Here is an 18,884-nt window from a genome sequence, read left to right on the forward strand (position 1 = left end):
GGCTGGTTTATGGACAAAAAAGAATTATTTGATGCACTAGACGATTTTTCCCAACAGCTACTAGTGACCTTGGCCGATGTAGAAGCCATCAAGAAAAATCTCAAGAGCCTGGTAGAGGAAAATACAGCTCTTCGCTTGGAAAATAGTAAGTTGCGCGAACGCTTAGGCGAGGTGGAAGCAGATACGCCCGTTAAGGCCAAGCATGTTCGTGAAAGCGTCCGTCGAATCTATAAAGACGGGTTTCACGTATGTAATGATTTTTATGGACAACGCCGAGAGCAGGACGAGGAATGTATGTTCTGTGACGAGTTGTTATACAGGGAGTAAGCATGCAGATTCAAAAAAGTTTTAAGGGGAAGTCTCCCTATGGCAAGCTTTACCTAGTAGCAACGCCGATTGGTAATCTAGAAGATATGACCTTTCGTGCCATTCAGACCTTGAAAGAAGTGGACTGGATTGCGGCTGAGGACACGCGCAATACCGGTCTTTTGCTCAAGCATTTTGACATTCAGACCAAACAGATTAGTTTTCACGAGCACAATGCCAAGGAAAAGATTCCTGACTTGATTAGTTTTCTGAAAGCAGGACAAAGTATTGCTCAGGTTTCTGACGCGGGTCTGCCTAGTATCTCAGACCCTGGGCATGATTTGGTCAAGGCAGCTATTGAGGAAGAAATCGCAGTTGTTACCGTTCCAGGTGCCTCTGCAGGAATTTCTGCCTTGATTGCCAGTGGCCTAGCGCCACAGCCACATATCTTTTACGGTTTCTTACCGAGAAAATCAGGCCAGCAAAAGCAATTTTTCGACTTAAAAAAAGATTACCCAGAAACTCAGATTTTCTATGAATCACCCCACCGTGTAGCGGATACGTTAGAAAATATGCTAGAAGTCTACGGTGACCGCTCGGTGGTCTTGGTCAGGGAATTGACTAAAATCTATGAAGAATACCAACGAGGAAAGATTTCAGAGCTACTAGAAAGCATCGCTGAAACGCCACTCAAGGGGGAATGCCTTCTCATCGTTGAAGGTGCCAGTCAGGATGTGGAGGAAAAGAACGAGGAGGACTTGTTTTCAGAAATCCAATCTCGTATCCAGCAAGGAATGAAGAAAAATCAAGCCATTAAGGAAGTTGCAAAACACTACCAGTGGAATAAAAGCCAGCTTTACGCTGCCTACCACGATTGGGAAGAAAATCAAGAAAATGACTAAATTGGGAACTTTGTCTTCTTCCTGAAACAAAAATAACAATCATAAGTATTTTGATAAGATTGCTTATTTGGAGGAGAAATGAAAAGCAAAGTGATGAAGAAAGGAATTGGCGTACTGTTGCCTATTCTCACATTATTTATATTGTCAGCATGTAACAATAGAGTCGATCGTGATTTAGCTAAAATAGCTATTTCAAACATTCGTTCCGTAGTAGAAGCTGCAGGACTAGAAGCAGAAGGATACTCGACAGCTGATGCATTTGGATATTATGGATCTCCGTTTTACGTTGAAGGAAATACGAAATTTGTTGATGTCTATGTGGATTTTGAAAAAGATTATGTTGAGAGCACTCCAGTCCTTAAATACAATTCGGGCTTAAAGAAGTTGAAAAGAAAAAATTCTTTGGTTTTTCCAAGAAAACAGTCTACCGTTTAGAAATGGAGTATGTTTCTGGTGATGACAACTATGACCGACTTAAGGAAGCTTATAATATATTACTTCAAAGTGGTAGCTTGACTTCAACATATTTAAGCGATGATGTGATTAGGAATCTTTATATTAAAAATTCAATTGAATTGGACTCATTTGACTCCTATTATTCTTTGGTTCCAAAAGAAGAATATAGTGGCAACCCCAAAACCCGTCTTGAAGAGAGAGATAAAAGAGAGGCAATTTTGAAGACGGATGTAGAAGAACTCACTCCCTTAATTGAGGACCTAGACTCAAGTAGAGTCAACAATCTTGATGAAGAGACGCTTGTTCGTAATCGAGATCTACTTTTAAAAAGAGTTGCTGACAATCGTTCGACCTTTAGTATTCGAATACGCATTGATATAGAGCAGGTACGAAGACAAAACCTCCAAGTAACTACTGAAGATATTGACAATTGGACGGATTCTGATTTCGAATACTTACTTGCCCAAATACTTCAAAGCGATAAACTACCTAAGAATACAGAAGTACGTTTTACTATAAAATATGGAAGCAAACTGAATTGGGAGACATTCAGTTTCAATAAAGAATAATTTTCGAAAGACATTCAGGAGTTCTCTTGTTTGTCTTTTTACTTAGCTTTTTGGTATAATGAACCAAGTATTAATTTAGAAAGATTTGTGGGTGTCAAACAGTCTACTAGCTTGTTTTTATTTGGACTTAGTTTCCACCCAAAGAGGTATTAGTGTCGTGTCTCAATCTTATATCAATGTTATCGGTGCAGGTTTGGCAGGGTCTGAAGCTGCTTACCAAATCGCAGAGCGTGGTATTCCGGTTAAACTCTATGAAATGCGTGGTGTCAAGTCAACACCTCAGCACAAAACAGACAATTTTGCGGAGTTAGTTTGTTCTAATTCCTTGCGCGGGGATGCTTTGACAAATGCCGTTGGACTCCTCAAGGAAGAAATGCGCCGCTTGGGTTCTGTCATCTTGGAATCTGCTGAGGCTACACGTGTTCCAGCTGGTGGTGCCCTTGCGGTGGATCGAGATGGTTTCTCCCAGATGGTGACTAAGAAAGTGGGCAACCACCCCTTGATTAAGGTGGTTCGTGATGAAATTACAGAATTGCCGACAGATGTTATTACAGTGGTCGCTACTGGTCCTTTAACCAGTGATGCCCTAGCTGAGAAGATTCATGCCCTTAATGATGGGGATGGATTTTATTTCTATGACGCGGCAGCACCTATTATCGATGTCAACACCATCGATATGAGTAAGGTCTATCTCAAGTCTCGTTATGACAAGGGAGAAGCAGCCTACCTCAACGCTCCAATGACCAAACAAGAATTTATGGATTTCCATGAAGCATTGGTCAATGCGGAAGAAGCCCCGCTCAATTCGTTTGAAAAAGAAAAGTACTTTGAAGGTTGTATGCCTATCGAAGTCATGGCTAAGCGTGGCATTAAAACCATGCTTTATGGTCCGATGAAACCAGTTGGTCTGGAGTATCCAGACGATTATACAGGCCCTCGTGACGGGGAGTTCAAAACACCGTATGCAGTTGTCCAGCTTCGTCAGGACAATGCGGCTGGTAGCCTCTACAATATCGTTGGTTTCCAAACCCACCTCAAATGGGGGGAGCAAAAGCGTGTTTTCCAAATGATTCCAGGTCTTGAAAACGCTGAGTTTGTCCGTTATGGGGTCATGCACCGCAATTCTTACATGGATTCACCAAATCTTCTTGAACAGACTTACCGTTCTAAGAAACAACCCAACCTCTTCTTTGCTGGTCAAATGACGGGAGTGGAAGGCTATGTTGAGTCAGCAGCTTCAGGCTTGGTTGCAGGAATTAACGCAGCTCGACTCTTCAAGGGTGAAAGTGAAGCTATCTTCCCAGAGACAACAGCGATTGGAAGTCTGGCGCATTACATCACCCATGCGGACAGCAAACATTTCCAACCAATGAATGTCAATTTTGGGATTATCAAGGAGTTAGAAGGAGAGCGTATCCGTGATAAAAAAGCTCGTTATGAAAAAATTGCAGAGCGTGCCCTTACCGACTTAGAGGAATTTTTAACGGTCTAATTTTTTTGAAAGAATTGCTCATGGTACTATAAAAATCTTAGAAATTGTGATAAAATAGGTAGGATGAAAAAAGGAGAGTAAAAATGGCGAACCCCAAGTATAAACGTATTTTAATCAAGTTATCAGGTGAGGCTCTTGCAGGTGAACGTGGCGTAGGGATTGATATCCAAACAGTTCAAAAAATTGCAAAAGAGATTCAAGAAGTTCATAGTCTAGGGATCGAAATTGCCCTTGTTATTGGTGGAGGAAATCTGTGGCGTGGGGAACCTGCTGCAGAAGCAGGAATGGACCGTGTTCAGGCGGATTACACTGGAATGCTTGGGACCGTTATGAATGCTCTTGTGATGGCAGATTCATTGCAGCAAGTTGGTGTTGATACGCGTGTGCAAACAGCTATTTCTATGCAACAAGTGGCTGAGCCTTACGTACGTGGACGTGCCCTTCGCCACCTTGAAAAAGGCCGTATCGTTATCTTTGGTGCTGGAATTGGTTCACCTTACTTCTCAACAGATACAACAGCGGCCCTTCGTGCGGCTGAAATTGAAGCAGATGCCATCCTTATGGCTAAAAATGGCGTAGATGGTGTTTACAATGCTGATCCGAAGAAAGACAAGACTGCCGTTAAGTTTGAAGAATTGACCCACCGTGACGTTATCAACAAAGGTCTTCGTATCATGGACTCAACAGCTTCCACCCTCTCTATGGACAACGACATTGACTTGGTGGTCTTCAACATGAACCAACCAGGTAACATCAAACGTGTCGTATTTGGTGAAAATATCGGAACAACAGTTTCAAACAATATCGAAGAAAAGGAATAAGAAAATTATGGCTAATGCAATTGTAGAAAAAGCTAAAGAGAGAATGACCCAGTCTCACCAATCACTTGCTCGTGAATTTGGCGGTATCCGTGCCGGTCGTGCCAACGCAAGCTTGCTAGACCGTATCCACGTAGAATACTATGGAGTCGAAACTCCTCTTAACCAAATCGCTTCAATTACCATTCCAGAAGCGCGTGTTTTGTTGGTAACACCATTTGACAAGTCTTCATTGAAAGACATCGAACGTGCCTTGAACGCTTCTGATCTTGGTATCACACCAGCTAACGACGGTTCTGTGATTCGCTTGGTTATCCCTGCTCTTACAGAAGAAACTCGTCGTGACCTTGCCAAAGAAGTGAAGAAGGTCGGTGAGAATGCTAAAGTGGCTGTCCGCAATATCCGTCGCGACGCTATGGACGAAGCCAAGAAACAAGAAAAAGCAAAAGAAATCACTGAAGACGAATTGAAGACTCTTGAAAAAGATATTCAAAAAGTAACAGACGACGCTGTGAAACACATTGACGACATGACTGCCAATAAAGAAAAAGAACTCTTGGAAGTCTAAAAATAAACAGAAAAACTCAGTTGGCATTGCTGGCTGAGTTTTATTCGAAAGAAGGAAATATGAATACAAATCTTGCAAGTTTTATCGTTGGACTCATCATCGATGAAAATGACCGTTTTTACTTTGTGCAGAAGGATGGTCAAACCTATGCACTTGCCAAGGAAGAAGGGCAACATACAGTAGGGGATACGGTCAAAGGTTTTGCCTACACGGATATGAAGCAAAAACTCCGCCTGACAACCTTAGAAGTGACTGCCACTCAGGACCAATTTGGTTGGGGAACTGTAACAGAAGTTCGTAAGGACTTGGGTGTCTTTGTGGATACCGGTCTACCTGACAAGGAAATCGTAGTGTCACTAGATATCCTTCCTGAACTCAAGGAACTCTGGCCAAAGAAGGGGGATCAACTCTACATCCGTCTTGAAGTGGACAAGAAAGACCGAATCTGGGGCCTCTTGGCTTATCAGGAAGACTTCCAGCGTCTGGCTCGTCCTGCTTACAACAACATGCAGAATCAAAACTGGCCAGCCATTGTTTATCGTCTCAAGCTGTCAGGGACTTTTGTTTACCTACCAGAGAATAACATGCTTGGTTTCATTCACCCAAGTGAGCGCTACGCAGAGCCACGTTTAGGACAAGTATTAGAAGCGCGTGTCATTGGTTTCCGTGAGGTTGACCGCACTCTGAACCTCTCCCTTAAACCACGTTCTTTTGAGATGTTGGAAAATGATGCCCAGATGATTTTGACTTACTTGGAAAGCAATGGCGGTTTTATGACCTTGAATGATAAGTCATCTCCTGAGGATATCAAGGCAACCTTTGGCATTTCTAAAGGTCAGTTCAAGAAAGCACTCGGTGGTTTGATGAAGGCTGGCAAAATCAAGCAAGACCAGTTTGGTACAGAGTTGATTTAAACCTTATAGACATGATAAAGAAACTTGAAGAAATGAGTTTAGAGGAACTCTGGCAACTTTTTCCTATTTTTCTAGTAGAGCACAAGTCAGAGTGGAAAGACTGGTATGAATTTGAAAAAACAAGTCTGAAAAAAATATTGGGTGCCAATGTTATTCAAAGAATAGAGCATATCGGTAGCACTGCTATCCCTAATATTTGGGCCAAAAATATCGTCGATATTCTGCTAGAAGTAGGTAGAAAAGAGGATTTAGCAAGAGTTAGGGATTTATTGGTGAAGAATGGTTGGCTACTGATGTCGGAGAGTCCTAACAGGATTTCGCTAAATAAAGGATATACAGAGCAGGGATTTGCTGAGAAAGTTTATCATTTACATTTGCGAATGACGGGAGATCATGACGAGATTTATTTTAGAGATTATCTCTGCCAGCATCCAGATATTGCCCAAGCGTATCAGGAATTAAAACTAAGTTTATGGAAAAAATTTGAACACAATCGAGACGCCTATACAGATGCGAAAACGGATTTTATAAACCACTACGTTTCAGAGGCTAAGTCCAGTAATTTTCAAAAATCAGAAAAGTGTCATCAAAAAACTCTTGATAGGAGAAAGAATTGAGAAAATCATTTTACACTTGGCTCATGACTGAGCGCAATCCTAAAAGTAATAGTCCCAAAGCCATTTTGGCAGACCTCGCTTTTGAGGAGTCAGCCTTCCCAAAACACACGGATGATTTTGATGAGGTGAGTCGCTTTTTGGAGGAGCATGCCAGTTTCTCTTTTAACCTAGGAGATTTTGATGCCATCTGGCAAGAATACTTAGAACACTAGAGACAATGAGATGAGGCTAGTATTTTATTGTTCTCTTTGCTATAATAAAAAGAAATAAACGGATTAGAGAGGTTCTTTATTTGAAGGAACATTCAATAGACATTCAACTGAGTCATCCAGATGACCTGTTTCATCTTTTTGGATCCAATGAGCGCCATCTTCGTTTAATGGAAGAAGAGCTCGATGTGGTGATTCATGCCCGTACGGAGATTGTCCAGGTTTTGGGAGAAGAGACTGCCTGTGAGGAAGCCCGTCAGGTTATCCAGGCTTTGATGGTCTTGGTGAATCGAGGAATGACGGTTGGCACACCAGATGTGGTCACTGCGATTAGCATGGTCAAAAACGATGAAATCGACAAGTTTGTCGCCCTTTACGAAGAAGAAATTATCAAGGACAATACTGGGAAACCGATCCGTGTCAAAACTTTGGGTCAAAAGCTTTATGTGGATAGTGTCAAACAGCATGATGTGACCTTTGGAATCGGACCTGCAGGGACAGGGAAGACCTTTCTTGCAGTGACCTTGGCAGTGACTGCCCTTAAACGTGGGCAAGTCAAGCGGATTATCCTCACTCGACCAGCAGTGGAAGCAGGTGAGAGTCTAGGTTTTCTTCCGGGTGATCTCAAGGAGAAGGTCGATCCTTACCTTCGACCTGTTTACGATGCCTTGTATCAGATTCTCGGAAAAGATCAAACGACCCGTCTCATGGAGCGTGAGATTATCGAAATCGCGCCCCTTGCCTACATGCGTGGTCGGACCTTGGATGATGCCTTTGTTATTCTCGATGAGGCGCAAAATACGACCATCATGCAGATGAAGATGTTCTTGACTCGTTTAGGTTTTAATTCTAAGATGATTGTCAATGGAGATATTAGTCAGATTGACCTGCCACGAAATGTCAAGTCCGGTTTGATTGATGCCCAAGAAAAGCTCAAGAATATTCACCAAATCGACTTTGTTCATTTTTCAGCTAAGGATGTGGTTCGCCATCCAGTTGTCGCTCAGATTATCCGAGCCTATGAACCAGCTCCAGTTAAAAATGAAGAGAAGAACGAAGAAACAGAATAGCAAAAAGAGCAGTTCAGATGAAACTGCTCTTTATCGTATCTGTGTTAACTAGTTAATGTTTTTAGACAAGTTCATCAATCGAAGTGTGATCCTTATCTAGCCCTTGAGCAACTGGAAGACTAGTCAAGTAACCTTGGTAAGTTGTAACTCCTTCACGTAAGCCTTGATCTTCAGTGATTGCCTTCTTAAAACCTTTTCCTGCTAAGGCTTCGATGTAAGGAAGGGTGACATTGGTCAGGGCAATGGTCGAAGTACGGGCAACCGCACCAGGGATATTGGCAACGGCATAGTGGAGAACACCATGTTTTTCATAGACAGGTTCATCGTGCGTTGTCACACGGTCAGCTGTTTCGATAACACCACCTTGGTCAACAGCAACGTCAACGATGACAGAGCCTGGACGCATTTGTTTGACCATCTCATCTGTCACCAGTTTCGGAGCTTTAGCACCAGGGATGAGAACGGCTCCAATCACCACATCAGCGTTTTTCACACTTGCTTCGATGTTGAAAGAATTGGACATAAGAGTTTGGATTTGGTTTCCGAAGACTTCTTCTAGAACTGAGAGTCGTTTGGCACTGATATCTAAAATAGTCACTTGTGCACCAAGTCCAAGGGCGATGCGGGCAGCATGCGTACCGACGACACCGCCACCGATGATGGTTACTTTTCCTTTTGGAACACCCGGTACACCACCAAGTAGGACACCAGAGCCGCCAGCTTGTTTGGTAAGGAAGTGGGCTCCGATTTGAACTGCCATACGACCGGCAACTTCACTCATAGGAACGAGGAGTGGTAGGTGACCTAGGGAGTCACGGACAGTCTCATAGGCAATTCCTGTTGTTTTTGCTGCTAGCATGGCATCTGCTAACTCTGGAGCAGCAGCCATGTGCAAGTAGGTGAAGAGGAGAAGATCGTCGCGCAAATAGCCATATTCAGAAGCTAGTGGTTCTTTTACTTTCACGACTAACTCAGCTGCCCAAGCTTCAGCAGCAGTAGCGACAATCTCAGCACCTTGCTTTTGATAGTCCGCATCAGTAAAGCCTGAACCGAGACCAGCATTTGTTTCGATGAGGACGCGGTGACCACGGCTAACTAAGCTATAAACACCAGCAGGTGTGAGGGCAACACGGTTTTCATTGTTCTTAATTTCTTTTGGAATTCCGATTAACATAGAGATAACCTACCTTTCAATTGACGGTATTGTTTTAGTTGTCACATTCCAGTTCATAAATGAAAAATGTGATGGTTTTATTGTATATGAAACCGCTTTAAAAAGCAAGAAAAACTTGTTGTAACTTCTTTTTTATGCTAGACTGATAGAAAATATTTTTGAATGGTGGAAACGTATGGAATCACCCTTTTTAAAACTAGCCCAGTATCCAATAGTGGAGACTGAGCGTTTAGTGCTCCGACCTGTAACTTTGGATGATGCAGAAGCTATGTTTGAGTATGCCTCAGACAGAGAAAATACACGCTACACTTTTCCAACCAACCAAAGCTTGGAAGAAACCAAGAATAACATAGCTCAGTTCTACTTGGCTAATCCCTTGGGACGCTGGGGGATCGAACTAAAAAGCAATGGTCAGTTTATCGGAACCATTGATTTGCACAAGATTGATCCTGTTTTTAAGAAGGCAGCTATTGGCTACATTATCAATAAAAAGTATTGGAATCAAGGATTGACGACAGAAGCCAATCGTGCGGTGATTGAGCTGGCTTTTGAGAAGATAGGGATGAATAAGTTGATAGCTGTTCATGACAAAGCAAATCCAGCTTCTGGTAGAGTGATGGAGAAGTCCGGTATGCGTTATTCTCATGACGAAGAGTATGCAGCTCTTGATCTGCATGAGGAAGGTCGAATCGTTACAAGAGTTCATTATGTCTTGACCAAGGAAGACTATTTTGCAAATAAATAAGCAGTTGAAAAGAAATTTTCGACTGTTTTTTCTTCCTCTTACGAATAATCAAAGAGAGGAGAAAATATGGAAGCAATTATCGAGAAAATCAAAGAGTATAAAATCATTGTCATCTGTGCAGGTTTGGGTCTGGCCTTAGGCGGCTTTTTTCTGCTAAAACCAAGTTCACAAACATCTGTGAAAGAAACAAATTTGCAGGCTGAAGTTGCAGCCGTTTCAAGGGATTCATCGTCTGAAAAAGAAGTGAAGAAGGAAGAAAAGGAAGAGTCCCCTGAACAAGATTTGATTACAGTAGATGTCAAAGGTGCTGTTAAATCGCCGGGGATCTATGATTTGCCAGTAGGGAGTCGAGTCCATGATGCCGTTCAGAAGGCAGGTGGCTTGACAGAGCAAGCAGATAGTAAGTCGCTCAATCTAGCTCAGAAAGTTAGTGACGAGGCTCTGGTCTATGTCCCGAGTAAGGGGGAAGAAGTAGCTAGTCAGCAGACCGCCTCTGGAACGACTTCTTCGACAAGTAAAGAAAAGAAGGTCAATCTCAACAAGGCCAGCCTAGAAGAACTCAAACAGGTCAAAGGACTTGGAGGGAAACGAGCTCAGGACATTATCGACCATCGTGAGGCAAATGGCAAATTCAAGTCGGTAGACGAACTCAAGAAGGTCTCTGGTATTGGTGCAAAGACCATAGAAAAGTTAAAAGACTATGTTACAGTGGATTAAGACTCTTCCTATCCCCTTAATCTATCTGGGTTTTTTGTTACTTTGGCTTTACTATGCCATTTTCTCAGCGTCCTATCTTGCTTTACTAGGCTTTGTTTTTTTGCTGATCTGCCTCTTTTTTCAATTTCCTTGGAAATCTGCAGGCAAAGTTCTAGCGATTTGTAGTTGTTTTGGAGTCTGGTTTCTATTTCAAACTTGGCACCAGACACAAGCTAGTCAAAACTTAGTCGCTTATGTTGAAAAGGTGAGGGTTTTACCAGATACTATCAAAGTCAATGGAGATAGCATGTCCTTTCGTGGCAAGGCTGACGGCCGTACCTTCCAAGTTTACTATAAACTCCAGTCCGAGGAGGAGAAAGAGCACTTTCAAGCCTTGACAGATATTTATGAGATAGAACTAGAAGGAAAACTGTCCGAGCCAGAAGGGCAGAGAAATTTTGGTGGATTTGACTATCAATCCTATCTGAAAACTCAAGGAATTTACCAAACTTTGACTATCAAGAGTATCCAGTCAATGAAACAGGTTAGCAGTTGGGATATTGGTGAAAACCTATCAAGCCTACGTCGAAAGGCTGTAGTTTGGATCAAGACGAACTTTCCAGATCCTATGCGCAACTACATGACAGGTCTTCTGCTGGGACATTTGGATACCGACTTTGAAGAGATGAATGAGCTTTATTCCAGTCTAGGAATTATCCACCTTTTTGCATTGTCGGGTATGCAGGTAGGTTTCTTTATGGATGCCTTTAAGAAACTCCTCTTGCGATTGGGATTAACTCAAGAAAAGTGGAAATGGTTGGCTTATCCATTCTCTTTGGTCTATGCAGGGTTGACAGGATTCTCAGCTTCGGTCATCCGCAGTCTCTTGCAAAAGTTACTAGCCCAACATGGTGTTAAGGGCTTGGACAATTTTGCCTTGACGGTTCTTGTCCTCTTTATCATTATGCCCAACTTTTTCCTAACGGCAGGAGGTGTCTTGTCCTGTGCTTACGCTTTTATCTTGACCATGACAAGCAAAGAAGGGGAGGGGCTCAAGGCTGTTGCCAGAGAAAGTCTAGTCATTTCCTTGGGAATATTGCCCGTTCTATCCTTCTATTTTGCAGAATTTCAGCCTTGGTCTATCCTTTTGACCTTTGTATTTTCCTTTCTTTTTGATTTGATTTTCTTACCACTCTTATCTATCTTGTTCGCCTTTTCTTTTGTCTATCCTGCCGTTCAATTTAACCTTATCTTTGAATGGTTGGAGAGCATCATTCGTTTGGTATCGCAGATGGCAAGTAGGCCCTTGGTCTTTGGACAACCAAGTTCCTTGGTTTTAATGTTACTGCTTATTTCCCTAGCCTTGGTCTATGATATGAGAAAAAACTTCAAAAGACTAGCAATACTAGGCTTGTTTGTCGTGGGTCTCTTTTTCTTGACCAAGCATCCGCTGGAAAATGAAATTACCATGCTGGATATAGGGCAAGGGGAAAGTATTTTTCTACGGGATGTGACTGGTAAAACCATCCTCATAGATGTGGGTGGTAAAGCAGAAACCGACAAGAAAATCGAGGATTGGCAAAAAAAGGCGACGAGTAGCAATGCCCAGCGAACCCTGATTCCCTATCTAAAAAGTCGCGGAGTAGCCAAGATTGACCAGCTGATTTTGACCAACACAGAGAAGGAACATGTTGGAGATTTGCTGGAGGTGACCAAGGCTTTCCAAGTCGGGGAGATTTTAGTATCAAAAGGAAGTCTGACACAGAAGGAATTTGTGGCAGAACTACAAGCGACTAACACCAAGGTGCAAAGTGTGACGACAGGGGAGAATTTACCGATTTTTGGCGGTTACTTAGAAGTTCTATCTCCAAAAAAAATTGGAGAAGTTAGTCCCGATGATACCCTTGTTCTTTATGGAAAACTCTTGGATAAGCACTTTCTCTTTACTGGAAACCTGAAGGAGAAGGGAGAGAAGGAACTTTTAAAGCAACACCCTACCTTAGAGGTGGATGTCTTGAAAGCTGGCCAGCATGGTGCTAAAACATCATCAAATCCAGCTTTTCTGGAAAAACTTAAACCAGAAATTACACTCATCTCAGTTGGAAAGAACAATCGTGTGAAGCTCCCCCATCAGGAGACATTGACACGACTAGAAGGAATCAAGAGTAAGATTTACCGAACTGATCAGCAAGGAGCCATTCGCTTTAAAGGATGGAAGAGTTGGCAAATAGAAAGCGTTCGTTAGGAAGAAAAATGTTATATATTAGTAAAATAAACTAAAATCTGTTGCATAATACTGAGAAAAACGATATAATGAAAGTGTTTTCAATAGTAATGATATAAATGCAATGAAAACATAAAAATCAGCAAAAGTCGTTTTATTAGCTAGTTTATTATCTATTGGTCTTTTTCAGTCCAGTGTATCTGCTGTGACAGTCACTAAAAGTTATTGATATGATTGGAATACCGCTTGGAAGTTTAGTATGAATTACCACGGACATAAATATGTAAACATTTCAAGATGGTCTGCTTATTACTCTACGATGACTATAAAGTTGGTCTGATTGGCATTCTGTTCGTTATGAGGTCATAAACTACTATACTTACGGATATTAATAGTTAAACGTTTAGAAGAAGGAGGGCTGGATATGATAACTCTTACTCATGTTACCTTAAAAACGCGACAAGTCATCTTACAAGATGTTGATTTCACATTTGAAAAGGGCAGGATTTATGGCCTTCTTGCTATCAATGGCTCGGGAAAGACGACACTATTCCGCGCTATTAGCAAGCTGCTTCCCCTTAGTAGTGGACATATCGCAGCCTCTCCTTCTTTGTTTTATTATGAGAGCGTTGAATGGCTGGATGGAAACTTAAGTGGGATGGACTACCTTCGTCTCATAAAAAACATCTGGAAGTCAGACCTAAACTTGGGGGACGAAATCGCCTATTGGGAAATGTCTGACTATATCAACCTTCCCATCCGCAAGTATTCCTTAGGCATGAAGCAACGCTTGGTGATTGCCATGTATTTCCTCAGTCAGGCGAAATGCTGGCTCATGGATGAGGTAACAAATGGTTTAGACGAATATTATCGACAGAAGTTTTTTGATAGGCTGGCACAAATCGATAGAAAAGAACAGCTGGTTCTTTTGAGTTCCCACTACAAAGAGGAGTTAGTGGAGATTTGCGATAGCATGGTAACCATTCGTCAGGGGCAGATAGAAGAGGTTCCGTTATGAAAGATATTAGCCTATTTTTATTAAAGAAAGTTTTCAAAAGTCGTTTAAACTGGATTATCTTACTTTTATTTGCATCTGTACTCGGTGTTACCTTTTATTTAAATAGTCAGACTGCAAACTCACACAGCTTGGAGAGCGAGTTGGAAACCCGTCTTGTAAAAGATGAGAGAGTCATCAATGGATATGAAGAGAAACTCTCCCAAATATCTGACACCAGCTCGGAGGAATACCAGTTTGCTAAAAGTAATTTAGAATCGCAAAAAAATCTTTTGAAGCGAAAGACAGAAATTCTGAATTTATTAAAAGAAGGGCGCTGGAAAGAAGCCTACTATTTGCAGTGGCAAGATGAAGAGAAGAATTATGAAGTTATGTCAAATCAACCGACTTCTAGCTCTGAATTTAAAATGTCAGTTGACCGCCAACGAAAGATTTACCAAGCCCTGTATCCCTTAAACATAAAAGCACATATTTTGGAGTTTCCGACCCACGGGATTGATCAGATTGTCTGGATTTTAGAGACGATCATCCCGACCTTGTTTGTGATTGCTATTATCTTTATGCTAACACAACTGTTCGCAGAAAGATATCAAAATAATCTCGATACAGCTCAGTTATATCCTTTTTCAAAAGTGACATTTGCCATGTCCTCTCTTGGAGTTGGGGTGGGTTATGTAACCGTGCTGTTTATCGGAATCTGTGGCTTTTCTTTTCTAGTGGGAAGTCTGATAAGTGGTTTTGGACAGTTAGATTATCCCTACCCAATCTATAGCTTAGCGAATCAAGAGGTAACTATTGGGAAGATACAGGATGTGTTATTTCCTAGCTTGCTCTTAACTTTCTTAGCATTTATTGTCATTGTGGAAGTCGTCTACTTGATTGCTTACTTTTTCAAGCAAAAAATGCCTGTCCTCTTTCTTTCCCTCATTGGGATTGTTGGCTTATTGTTTGGTATCCAAACGATCCAGCCTCTTCAGAGTATTGCACATCTGATTCCCTTTACTTACTTGCGTTCAGTAGAGATTTTATCTGGAAGATTACCTAAGCAAATTGATAATATCAATCTAAATTGGAGCATGGGGATGGTCTTACTTCCTTGCCTGATTATCCTTTTGTTAGTGGGTATTCTATTTATTGAAAGATGGGGAAGTTCACGTAAAAAGGAAGTCGTTAATTGCTCTTAGCATTCCTATACGGAAGGTGAGGAAAAAACTAACACAGGGAGGGAACCAACAAGGTTCTCTCTTTTTGATGCGGACATCAAGAAGAAAACAGAAAGTTTTTTGAAAAAACGACTTTTTATCTTGACAAGGGATAGAAAACTTGGTATCATATAAAAGTTGAGAAAAGCAGAAGTGAGAGCTTCTCGCCTTGTGACATCAAGTTGCCTGGCCCTACGGATGAAAAGTTTCTAAGAAACGCTATCATAACGTGCGGGCTTGTATCATTACAGGCCCGTTCTTGTTTTTCTCTAATAATAAAAAAGAGGTGAAAACCATAGCAAAGCAAGACTTATTCATCAATGATGAAATTCGTGTACGTGAAGTTCGCTTGATCGGTCTTGAGGGAGAACAGCTAGGCATTAAGCCACTCAGCGAAGCACAAGCATTGGCTGATAGTGCAAATGTTGACTTGGTATTGATTCAACCCCAAGCAAAACCGCCTGTTGCTAAAATTATGGACTACGGTAAGTTCAAATTTGAGTACCAGAAAAAGCAAAAAGAGCAACGCAAAAAACAAAGCGTTGTGACCGTGAAAGAAGTTCGTTTGAGCCCAGTTATCGATAAGGGTGATTTCGAAACGAAACTTCGCAATGCTCGCAAGTTCCTTGAAAAAGGGAACAAAGTTAAGGTATCCATTCGCTTTAAAGGGCGTATGATCACCCATAAAGAGATTGGTGCAAAAGTTTTAGCCGAGTTTGCTGAAGCAACACAAGATATTGCAATCATCGAACAACGTGCTAAAATGGATGGACGCCAAATGTTCATGCAGTTGGCGCCAGCAACTGACAAAAAATAATTGTCAGAAAGTTAAATAAAGGAGAAAAAATCATGCCAAAACAAAAAACACACCGCGCATCAGCTAAACGTTTCAAACGTACAGGTTCTGGTGGACTTAAACGTTTCCGTGCTTACACTTCTCACCGTTTCCACGGAAAAACTAAGAAACAACGTCGTCATCTTCGTAAAGCATCTATGGTGCATTCAGGAGATTTCAAACGTATCAAAGCAATGCTTACTCGCTTGAAATAATAGCCTAATAGTAAGTAAACAATTCTAGGAAATATTTGGAGGAAATAAAACATGGCACGTGTTAAAGGTGGCGTTGTATCACGCAAACGTCGTAAACGTATTCTTAAATTAGCAAAAGGTTACTATGGAGCTAAACACATCTTGTTCCGTACTGCAAAAGAACAAGTAATGAACTCTTACTACTATGCATACCGTGACCGTCGTCAGAAAAAACGTGACTTCCGCAAATTGTGGATCACTCGTATCAATGCGGCAGCTCGTTTGAACGGACTTTCATACTCACAATTGATGCATGGTTTGAAATTGGCTGAAATCGAAGTTAACCGTAAAATGCTTGCTGACTTGGCTGTTAACGATGCAGCAGCTTTCACAGCTCTTGCAGATGCAGCTAAAGCAAAACTTGGTAAATAATAGTTGATAAGGCTGGTACAGGATTGTCCCAGTCTTTTTAAAAAAATAAAGGGGAATAATATGGCTTCAAAAATGCTACACACTTGCTTGCGAGTAGAAAACCTTGAAAAATCTATCGCATTTTATCAAGATGCTTTTGGTTTTAAAGAATTGCGTCGCAGAGATTTTCCAGACCATGCCTTCACGATTGTCTATCTAGGACTTGATGGTGATGACTACGAGTTGGAGTTGACCTATAACTATGACCACGGTCCTTATGTGGTAGGTGATGGCTTTGCCCATATTGCCCTCAGTACACCTGACCTTGAGGCGCTTCATCAAGAACATAGCGCGAAGGGCTATGAGGTTACAGCGCCTAATGGACTTCCAGGAACTCAACCAAACTATTACTTTGTCAAGGATCCTGATGGCTACAAGGTTGAAGTCATTCGTGAAAAATAATCCAGTAAGGTCAAGTAGAATGTTCGTTTTCTACTTGACTTTTTTTCTTTGAAAGAGTATACTAATACAAATTTAACCTTTAAGGGGAGTCCAGAGAGACTCACAAGGTGTCAGATAAAAGTGATAGGGAACTCTCTGTGGAGACTTTTTAAGTGTGCGCATGAGTTCTGTCCTATCTCGACTGAGACCTTGCTATTGCAAGGTCTTTTCTTTATCTGATCCCCTTAAAATTTAAGGAGGAAAATCATGAATCCCACATGTAAGAAGCGTTTGGGTGCGATTCGTTTGGAAACCATGAAGGTGGTTGCACAGGAGGAAATTGCGCCAGCAATCTTTGAATTAGTCCTAGAAGGGGAGATGGTTGAAGCGATGCGAGCAGGTCAATTTCTACATTTGCGTGTGCCTGATGATGCCCATCTCTTGCGTCGTCCTATTTCAATTTCGTCTATTGACAAGGCTAAGAAGCAGTGTCGGCTCATTTATCGGATTGAAGGTGCTGGGACAGCTATTTTTTCAACATTAAGTCAGGGTGATACACTTGATGTGATGGGACCTCAGGGGAACGGTTTTGACTTGTCTGATCTGGACGACCAGAGCCAAGTTCTTCTCGTTGGTGGGGGGATTGGTGTTCCGCCCTTGCTTGAGGTAGCCAAGGAATTGTATGCGCGTGGGGTGAAAGTAGTAACAGTTCTCGGTTTTGCTAACAAGGATGCTGTTATTCTCGAAAAGGAATTGGCCCAATATGGTCAGGTCTTTGTAACGACAGATGATGGTTCTTATGGCATCAAGGGAAATGTGTCAGTCGTCATCAATGAATTAGAAAATCAGTTTGACGCCGTCTACTCATGTGGGGCTCCAGGAATGATGAAGTACATCAATCAAAGGTTTTATGACCACCCAAGAGCCTATCTATCTCTAGAATCTCGTATGGCTTGTGGGATGGGAGCTTGCTATGCCTGTGTCCTAAAAGTGCCAGATAGTGAGACTGTCAGTCAACGAGTCTGTGAAGATGGCCCTGTTTTTCGCACAGGGACAGTTGTATTATAAGGAGAAAGTCATGACTACAAATCGTTTACAAGTTTCTCTACCTGGCTTGGATTTGAAAAATCCCATCATTCCAGCATCAGGCTGTTTTGGTTTTGGTCAAGAATATGCCAAGTACTATGATTTAGACCTTTTAGGATCTATTATGATCAAGGCGACGACAGTTGAACCGCGTTTTGGCAATCCAACTCCCAGAGTTGCAGAGACCCCTGCTGGTATGCTCAATGCAATCGGCTTGCAAAATCCGGGTTTAGAAGCTGTTTTGGCTGAAAAACTGCCTTGGCTGGAAAGAGAGTATCCTACGCTTCCCATCATCGCCAATGTTGCAGGCTTTTCAAAACAAGAGTATGCTTCCATTTCTCAGGGAATTTCCAAGGCTGCAAATGTAAAAGCTATCGAGCTTAATATCTCCTGTCCGAATGTGGATCATGGCAATCATGGACTTTTGATTGGGCAAGATCCTGATCTGGCTTATGAAGTGGTAAAAGCAGCTGTGGAAGCTTCCCATGTGCCAGTTTATGTCAAGTTAACCCCTAGTGTGACAGATGTTGTCACCATTGCCAAAGCCGCAGAAGATGCGGGAGCAAGTGGCTTAACCATGATCAATACTCTAGTCGGTATGCGCTTTGACCTCAAAACCAGAAAGCCAATCCTAGCCAATGGAACAGGTGGAATGTCTGGACCAGCAGTCTTTCCAGTAGCCCTCAAACTCATCCGCCAAGTCGCCCAAACAACCGACCTTCCCATCATTGGAATGGGAGGAGTGGATTCGGCTGAAGCAGCGATAGAAATGTATCTGGCTGGGGCATCTGCCATCGGAGTTGGAACAGCCAACTTTACCAATCCTTACGCCTGTCCTTATATCATCGAAAATCTGCCAAAAGTCATGGACAAGTATGGCATTAGCAGTTTGGAAGAACTACGCAAGGAAGTCAAAGCCAGTCTGAGATAAGCTAGTCTT

The 18,884-nt window shown here is 42.0% G+C and carries 23 protein-coding genes and 1 other annotated feature; of the genes, 22 read left to right on the plus strand and 1 reads right to left on the minus strand.

Features of this window, described 5'->3' with window-relative positions; translation table 11 throughout:
- The first annotated feature begins 9 nt into the window (after positions 1 to 9).
- The 11 genes from yabA (at position 10) to B7705_RS03270 (ending at position 7,921) form a co-directional block, all read left to right on the plus strand.
- Positions 10 to 327: a DNA replication initiation control protein YabA gene (gene yabA / locus B7705_RS03225; RefSeq protein WP_000358229.1), complete on the plus strand. Its 318-nt coding sequence runs from the start codon at positions 10 to 12 to the stop codon at positions 325 to 327.
- Positions 328 to 329: 2 nt separating this feature from the next.
- Entirely contained in the window at positions 330 to 1,208 is an 879-nt protein-coding gene (gene rsmI, locus B7705_RS03230; RefSeq protein ID WP_084947723.1) for a 16S rRNA (cytidine(1402)-2'-O)-methyltransferase, read from the plus strand.
- A gap of 78 nt (positions 1,209 to 1,286) precedes the next feature.
- Positions 1,287 to 1,643: a hypothetical protein gene (locus B7705_RS09950; protein ID WP_239822334.1), complete on the plus strand. Its 357-nt coding sequence runs from the start codon at positions 1,287 to 1,289 to the stop codon at positions 1,641 to 1,643.
- Between the two features lie 2 nt (positions 1,644 to 1,645).
- Entirely contained in the window at positions 1,646 to 2,233 is a 588-nt protein-coding gene (locus B7705_RS09955) for a hypothetical protein (protein WP_239822335.1), read from the plus strand.
- 157 nt (positions 2,234 to 2,390) lie between these two features.
- Positions 2,391 to 3,725, plus strand: a complete 1,335-nt coding sequence (gene trmFO, locus B7705_RS03240) for a methylenetetrahydrofolate--tRNA-(uracil(54)-C(5))-methyltransferase (FADH(2)-oxidizing) TrmFO (protein WP_084947725.1) — start codon at positions 2,391 to 2,393, stop codon at positions 3,723 to 3,725.
- An 83-nt stretch (positions 3,726 to 3,808) separates the two neighbouring features.
- Positions 3,809 to 4,546, plus strand: a complete 738-nt coding sequence (gene pyrH, locus B7705_RS03245; RefSeq protein ID WP_000002990.1) for a UMP kinase — start codon at positions 3,809 to 3,811, stop codon at positions 4,544 to 4,546.
- Positions 4,547 to 4,553: 7 nt separating this feature from the next.
- Positions 4,554 to 5,111: a ribosome recycling factor gene (gene frr, locus B7705_RS03250; RefSeq protein WP_001262236.1), complete on the plus strand. Its 558-nt coding sequence runs from the start codon at positions 4,554 to 4,556 to the stop codon at positions 5,109 to 5,111.
- A 59-nt stretch (positions 5,112 to 5,170) separates the two neighbouring features.
- Positions 5,171 to 6,025 (plus strand): RNA-binding virulence regulatory protein CvfB, encoded by an 855-nt coding sequence (gene cvfB, locus B7705_RS03255; protein ID WP_084947727.1) that lies wholly within the window; start codon positions 5,171 to 5,173, stop codon positions 6,023 to 6,025.
- Between the two features lie 11 nt (positions 6,026 to 6,036).
- Positions 6,037 to 6,642 (plus strand): GrpB family protein, encoded by a 606-nt coding sequence (locus tag B7705_RS03260; protein WP_084947729.1) that lies wholly within the window; start codon positions 6,037 to 6,039, stop codon positions 6,640 to 6,642.
- Positions 6,639 to 6,854 (plus strand): YozE family protein, encoded by a 216-nt coding sequence (locus B7705_RS03265; protein ID WP_001232084.1) that lies wholly within the window; start codon positions 6,639 to 6,641, stop codon positions 6,852 to 6,854. Before B7705_RS03260 ends, B7705_RS03265 begins: the two co-directional genes overlap by 4 nt.
- Before the next feature lie 80 nt (positions 6,855 to 6,934).
- Positions 6,935 to 7,921 (plus strand): PhoH family protein, encoded by a 987-nt coding sequence (locus B7705_RS03270; RefSeq protein ID WP_084947732.1) that lies wholly within the window; start codon positions 6,935 to 6,937, stop codon positions 7,919 to 7,921.
- A 61-nt stretch (positions 7,922 to 7,982) separates the two neighbouring features.
- Here the strand turns inward: B7705_RS03270 and ald are convergent, their stop codons facing one another.
- Complete coding sequence (gene ald, locus B7705_RS03275) at positions 7,983 to 9,095, minus strand: alanine dehydrogenase (RefSeq protein WP_084947734.1); 1,113 nt, start codon at positions 9,093 to 9,095, stop codon at positions 7,983 to 7,985.
- A 175-nt stretch (positions 9,096 to 9,270) separates the two neighbouring features.
- Between ald and B7705_RS03280 the strand changes: the two genes are divergently transcribed.
- From B7705_RS03280 to B7705_RS03335, 11 genes are all read left to right on the plus strand, one after another.
- A complete protein-coding gene (locus B7705_RS03280; protein WP_084947736.1) occupies positions 9,271 to 9,840 on the plus strand; it encodes a GNAT family N-acetyltransferase in 570 nt (189 codons plus the stop codon).
- 66 nt (positions 9,841 to 9,906) lie between these two features.
- Complete coding sequence (locus B7705_RS03285; RefSeq protein ID WP_084947739.1) at positions 9,907 to 10,557, plus strand: helix-hairpin-helix domain-containing protein; 651 nt, start codon at positions 9,907 to 9,909, stop codon at positions 10,555 to 10,557.
- The gene (locus B7705_RS03290) at positions 10,541 to 12,781 is read left to right on the plus strand and encodes a DNA internalization-related competence protein ComEC/Rec2 (protein ID WP_084947740.1); all 2,241 of its coding nucleotides are present in this window, start codon (positions 10,541 to 10,543) and stop codon (positions 12,779 to 12,781) included. The genes B7705_RS03285 and B7705_RS03290 overlap by 17 nt, the downstream gene beginning before the upstream one ends.
- A 403-nt stretch (positions 12,782 to 13,184) precedes the next feature.
- Positions 13,185 to 13,778 (plus strand): ATP-binding cassette domain-containing protein, encoded by a 594-nt coding sequence (locus tag B7705_RS03300; RefSeq protein ID WP_084947743.1) that lies wholly within the window; start codon positions 13,185 to 13,187, stop codon positions 13,776 to 13,778.
- On the plus strand, positions 13,775 to 14,959 hold the full coding sequence (locus tag B7705_RS03305) for a hypothetical protein (RefSeq protein WP_084947747.1): 1,185 nt from the start codon (positions 13,775 to 13,777) through the stop codon (positions 14,957 to 14,959). Before B7705_RS03300 ends, B7705_RS03305 begins: the two co-directional genes overlap by 4 nt.
- Positions 14,960 to 15,116: 157 nt before the next feature.
- Positions 15,117 to 15,248 (plus strand) — a sequence feature (ribosomal protein L20 leader region).
- 15 nt (positions 15,249 to 15,263) lie between these two features.
- Positions 15,264 to 15,794 (plus strand): translation initiation factor IF-3, encoded by a 531-nt coding sequence (gene infC, locus B7705_RS03310; RefSeq protein ID WP_007521573.1) that lies wholly within the window; start codon positions 15,264 to 15,266, stop codon positions 15,792 to 15,794.
- 32 nt (positions 15,795 to 15,826) lie between these two features.
- Positions 15,827 to 16,027, plus strand: coding sequence for a 50S ribosomal protein L35 (gene rpmI / locus B7705_RS03315; RefSeq protein ID WP_001125942.1), 201 nt, complete (start codon positions 15,827 to 15,829; stop codon positions 16,025 to 16,027).
- Positions 16,028 to 16,078: 51 nt separating this feature from the next.
- Positions 16,079 to 16,438, plus strand: a complete 360-nt coding sequence (gene rplT / locus B7705_RS03320; protein ID WP_000124830.1) for a 50S ribosomal protein L20 — start codon at positions 16,079 to 16,081, stop codon at positions 16,436 to 16,438.
- Positions 16,439 to 16,498: 60 nt separating this feature from the next.
- Positions 16,499 to 16,879 (plus strand): lactoylglutathione lyase, encoded by a 381-nt coding sequence (gloA, locus tag B7705_RS03325; RefSeq protein WP_000157147.1) that lies wholly within the window; start codon positions 16,499 to 16,501, stop codon positions 16,877 to 16,879.
- Positions 16,880 to 17,125: 246 nt separating this feature from the next.
- Positions 17,126 to 17,926, plus strand: a complete 801-nt coding sequence (locus tag B7705_RS03330; RefSeq protein WP_084947748.1) for a dihydroorotate dehydrogenase electron transfer subunit — start codon at positions 17,126 to 17,128, stop codon at positions 17,924 to 17,926.
- Positions 17,889 to 18,875: a dihydroorotate dehydrogenase gene (locus B7705_RS03335; RefSeq protein WP_162284867.1), complete on the plus strand. Its 987-nt coding sequence runs from the start codon at positions 17,889 to 17,891 to the stop codon at positions 18,873 to 18,875. Before B7705_RS03330 ends, B7705_RS03335 begins: the two co-directional genes overlap by 38 nt.
- Positions 18,876 to 18,884: the final 9 nt, after the last annotated feature.

The organism is Streptococcus oralis subsp. dentisani (genome assembly GCF_002096685.1).
Taxonomy (GTDB): domain Bacteria; phylum Bacillota; class Bacilli; order Lactobacillales; family Streptococcaceae; genus Streptococcus; species Streptococcus oralis_AD.

Excerpts from the sequence above, each read along its gene's own strand:
- B7705_RS03300 (WP_084947743.1), top strand. The coding sequence starts at position 13,185 with ATGATAACTCTTACTCATGTTACCTTAAAAACGCGACAAGTCATCTTA.
- B7705_RS03335 (WP_162284867.1), top strand. The coding sequence starts at position 17,889 with ATGGCCCTGTTTTTCGCACAGGGACAGTTGTATTATAAGGAGAAAGTC.
- cvfB (WP_084947727.1), top strand. The coding sequence starts at position 5,171 with ATGAATACAAATCTTGCAAGTTTTATCGTTGGACTCATCATCGATGAA.
- rplT (WP_000124830.1), top strand. The coding sequence starts at position 16,079 with ATGGCACGTGTTAAAGGTGGCGTTGTATCACGCAAACGTCGTAAACGT.
- rsmI (WP_084947723.1), top strand. The coding sequence starts at position 330 with ATGCAGATTCAAAAAAGTTTTAAGGGGAAGTCTCCCTATGGCAAGCTT.
- B7705_RS03305 (WP_084947747.1), top strand. The coding sequence starts at position 13,775 with ATGAAAGATATTAGCCTATTTTTATTAAAGAAAGTTTTCAAAAGTCGT.
- pyrH (WP_000002990.1), top strand. The coding sequence starts at position 3,809 with ATGGCGAACCCCAAGTATAAACGTATTTTAATCAAGTTATCAGGTGAG.
- gloA (WP_000157147.1), top strand. The coding sequence starts at position 16,499 with ATGGCTTCAAAAATGCTACACACTTGCTTGCGAGTAGAAAACCTTGAA.
- B7705_RS09950 (WP_239822334.1), top strand. The coding sequence starts at position 1,287 with ATGAAAAGCAAAGTGATGAAGAAAGGAATTGGCGTACTGTTGCCTATT.
- frr (WP_001262236.1), top strand. The coding sequence starts at position 4,554 with ATGGCTAATGCAATTGTAGAAAAAGCTAAAGAGAGAATGACCCAGTCT.
- B7705_RS03260 (WP_084947729.1), top strand. The coding sequence starts at position 6,037 with ATGATAAAGAAACTTGAAGAAATGAGTTTAGAGGAACTCTGGCAACTT.
- B7705_RS03330 (WP_084947748.1), top strand. The coding sequence starts at position 17,126 with ATGAATCCCACATGTAAGAAGCGTTTGGGTGCGATTCGTTTGGAAACC.
- B7705_RS03280 (WP_084947736.1), top strand. The coding sequence starts at position 9,271 with ATGGAATCACCCTTTTTAAAACTAGCCCAGTATCCAATAGTGGAGACT.
- yabA (WP_000358229.1), top strand. The coding sequence starts at position 10 with ATGGACAAAAAAGAATTATTTGATGCACTAGACGATTTTTCCCAACAG.
- rpmI (WP_001125942.1), top strand. The coding sequence starts at position 15,827 with ATGCCAAAACAAAAAACACACCGCGCATCAGCTAAACGTTTCAAACGT.
- B7705_RS09955 (WP_239822335.1), top strand. The coding sequence starts at position 1,646 with ATGGAGTATGTTTCTGGTGATGACAACTATGACCGACTTAAGGAAGCT.
- B7705_RS03290 (WP_084947740.1), top strand. The coding sequence starts at position 10,541 with ATGTTACAGTGGATTAAGACTCTTCCTATCCCCTTAATCTATCTGGGT.
- B7705_RS03285 (WP_084947739.1), top strand. The coding sequence starts at position 9,907 with ATGGAAGCAATTATCGAGAAAATCAAAGAGTATAAAATCATTGTCATC.
- ald (WP_084947734.1), bottom strand. The coding sequence starts at position 9,095 with ATGTTAATCGGAATTCCAAAAGAAATTAAGAACAATGAAAACCGTGTT.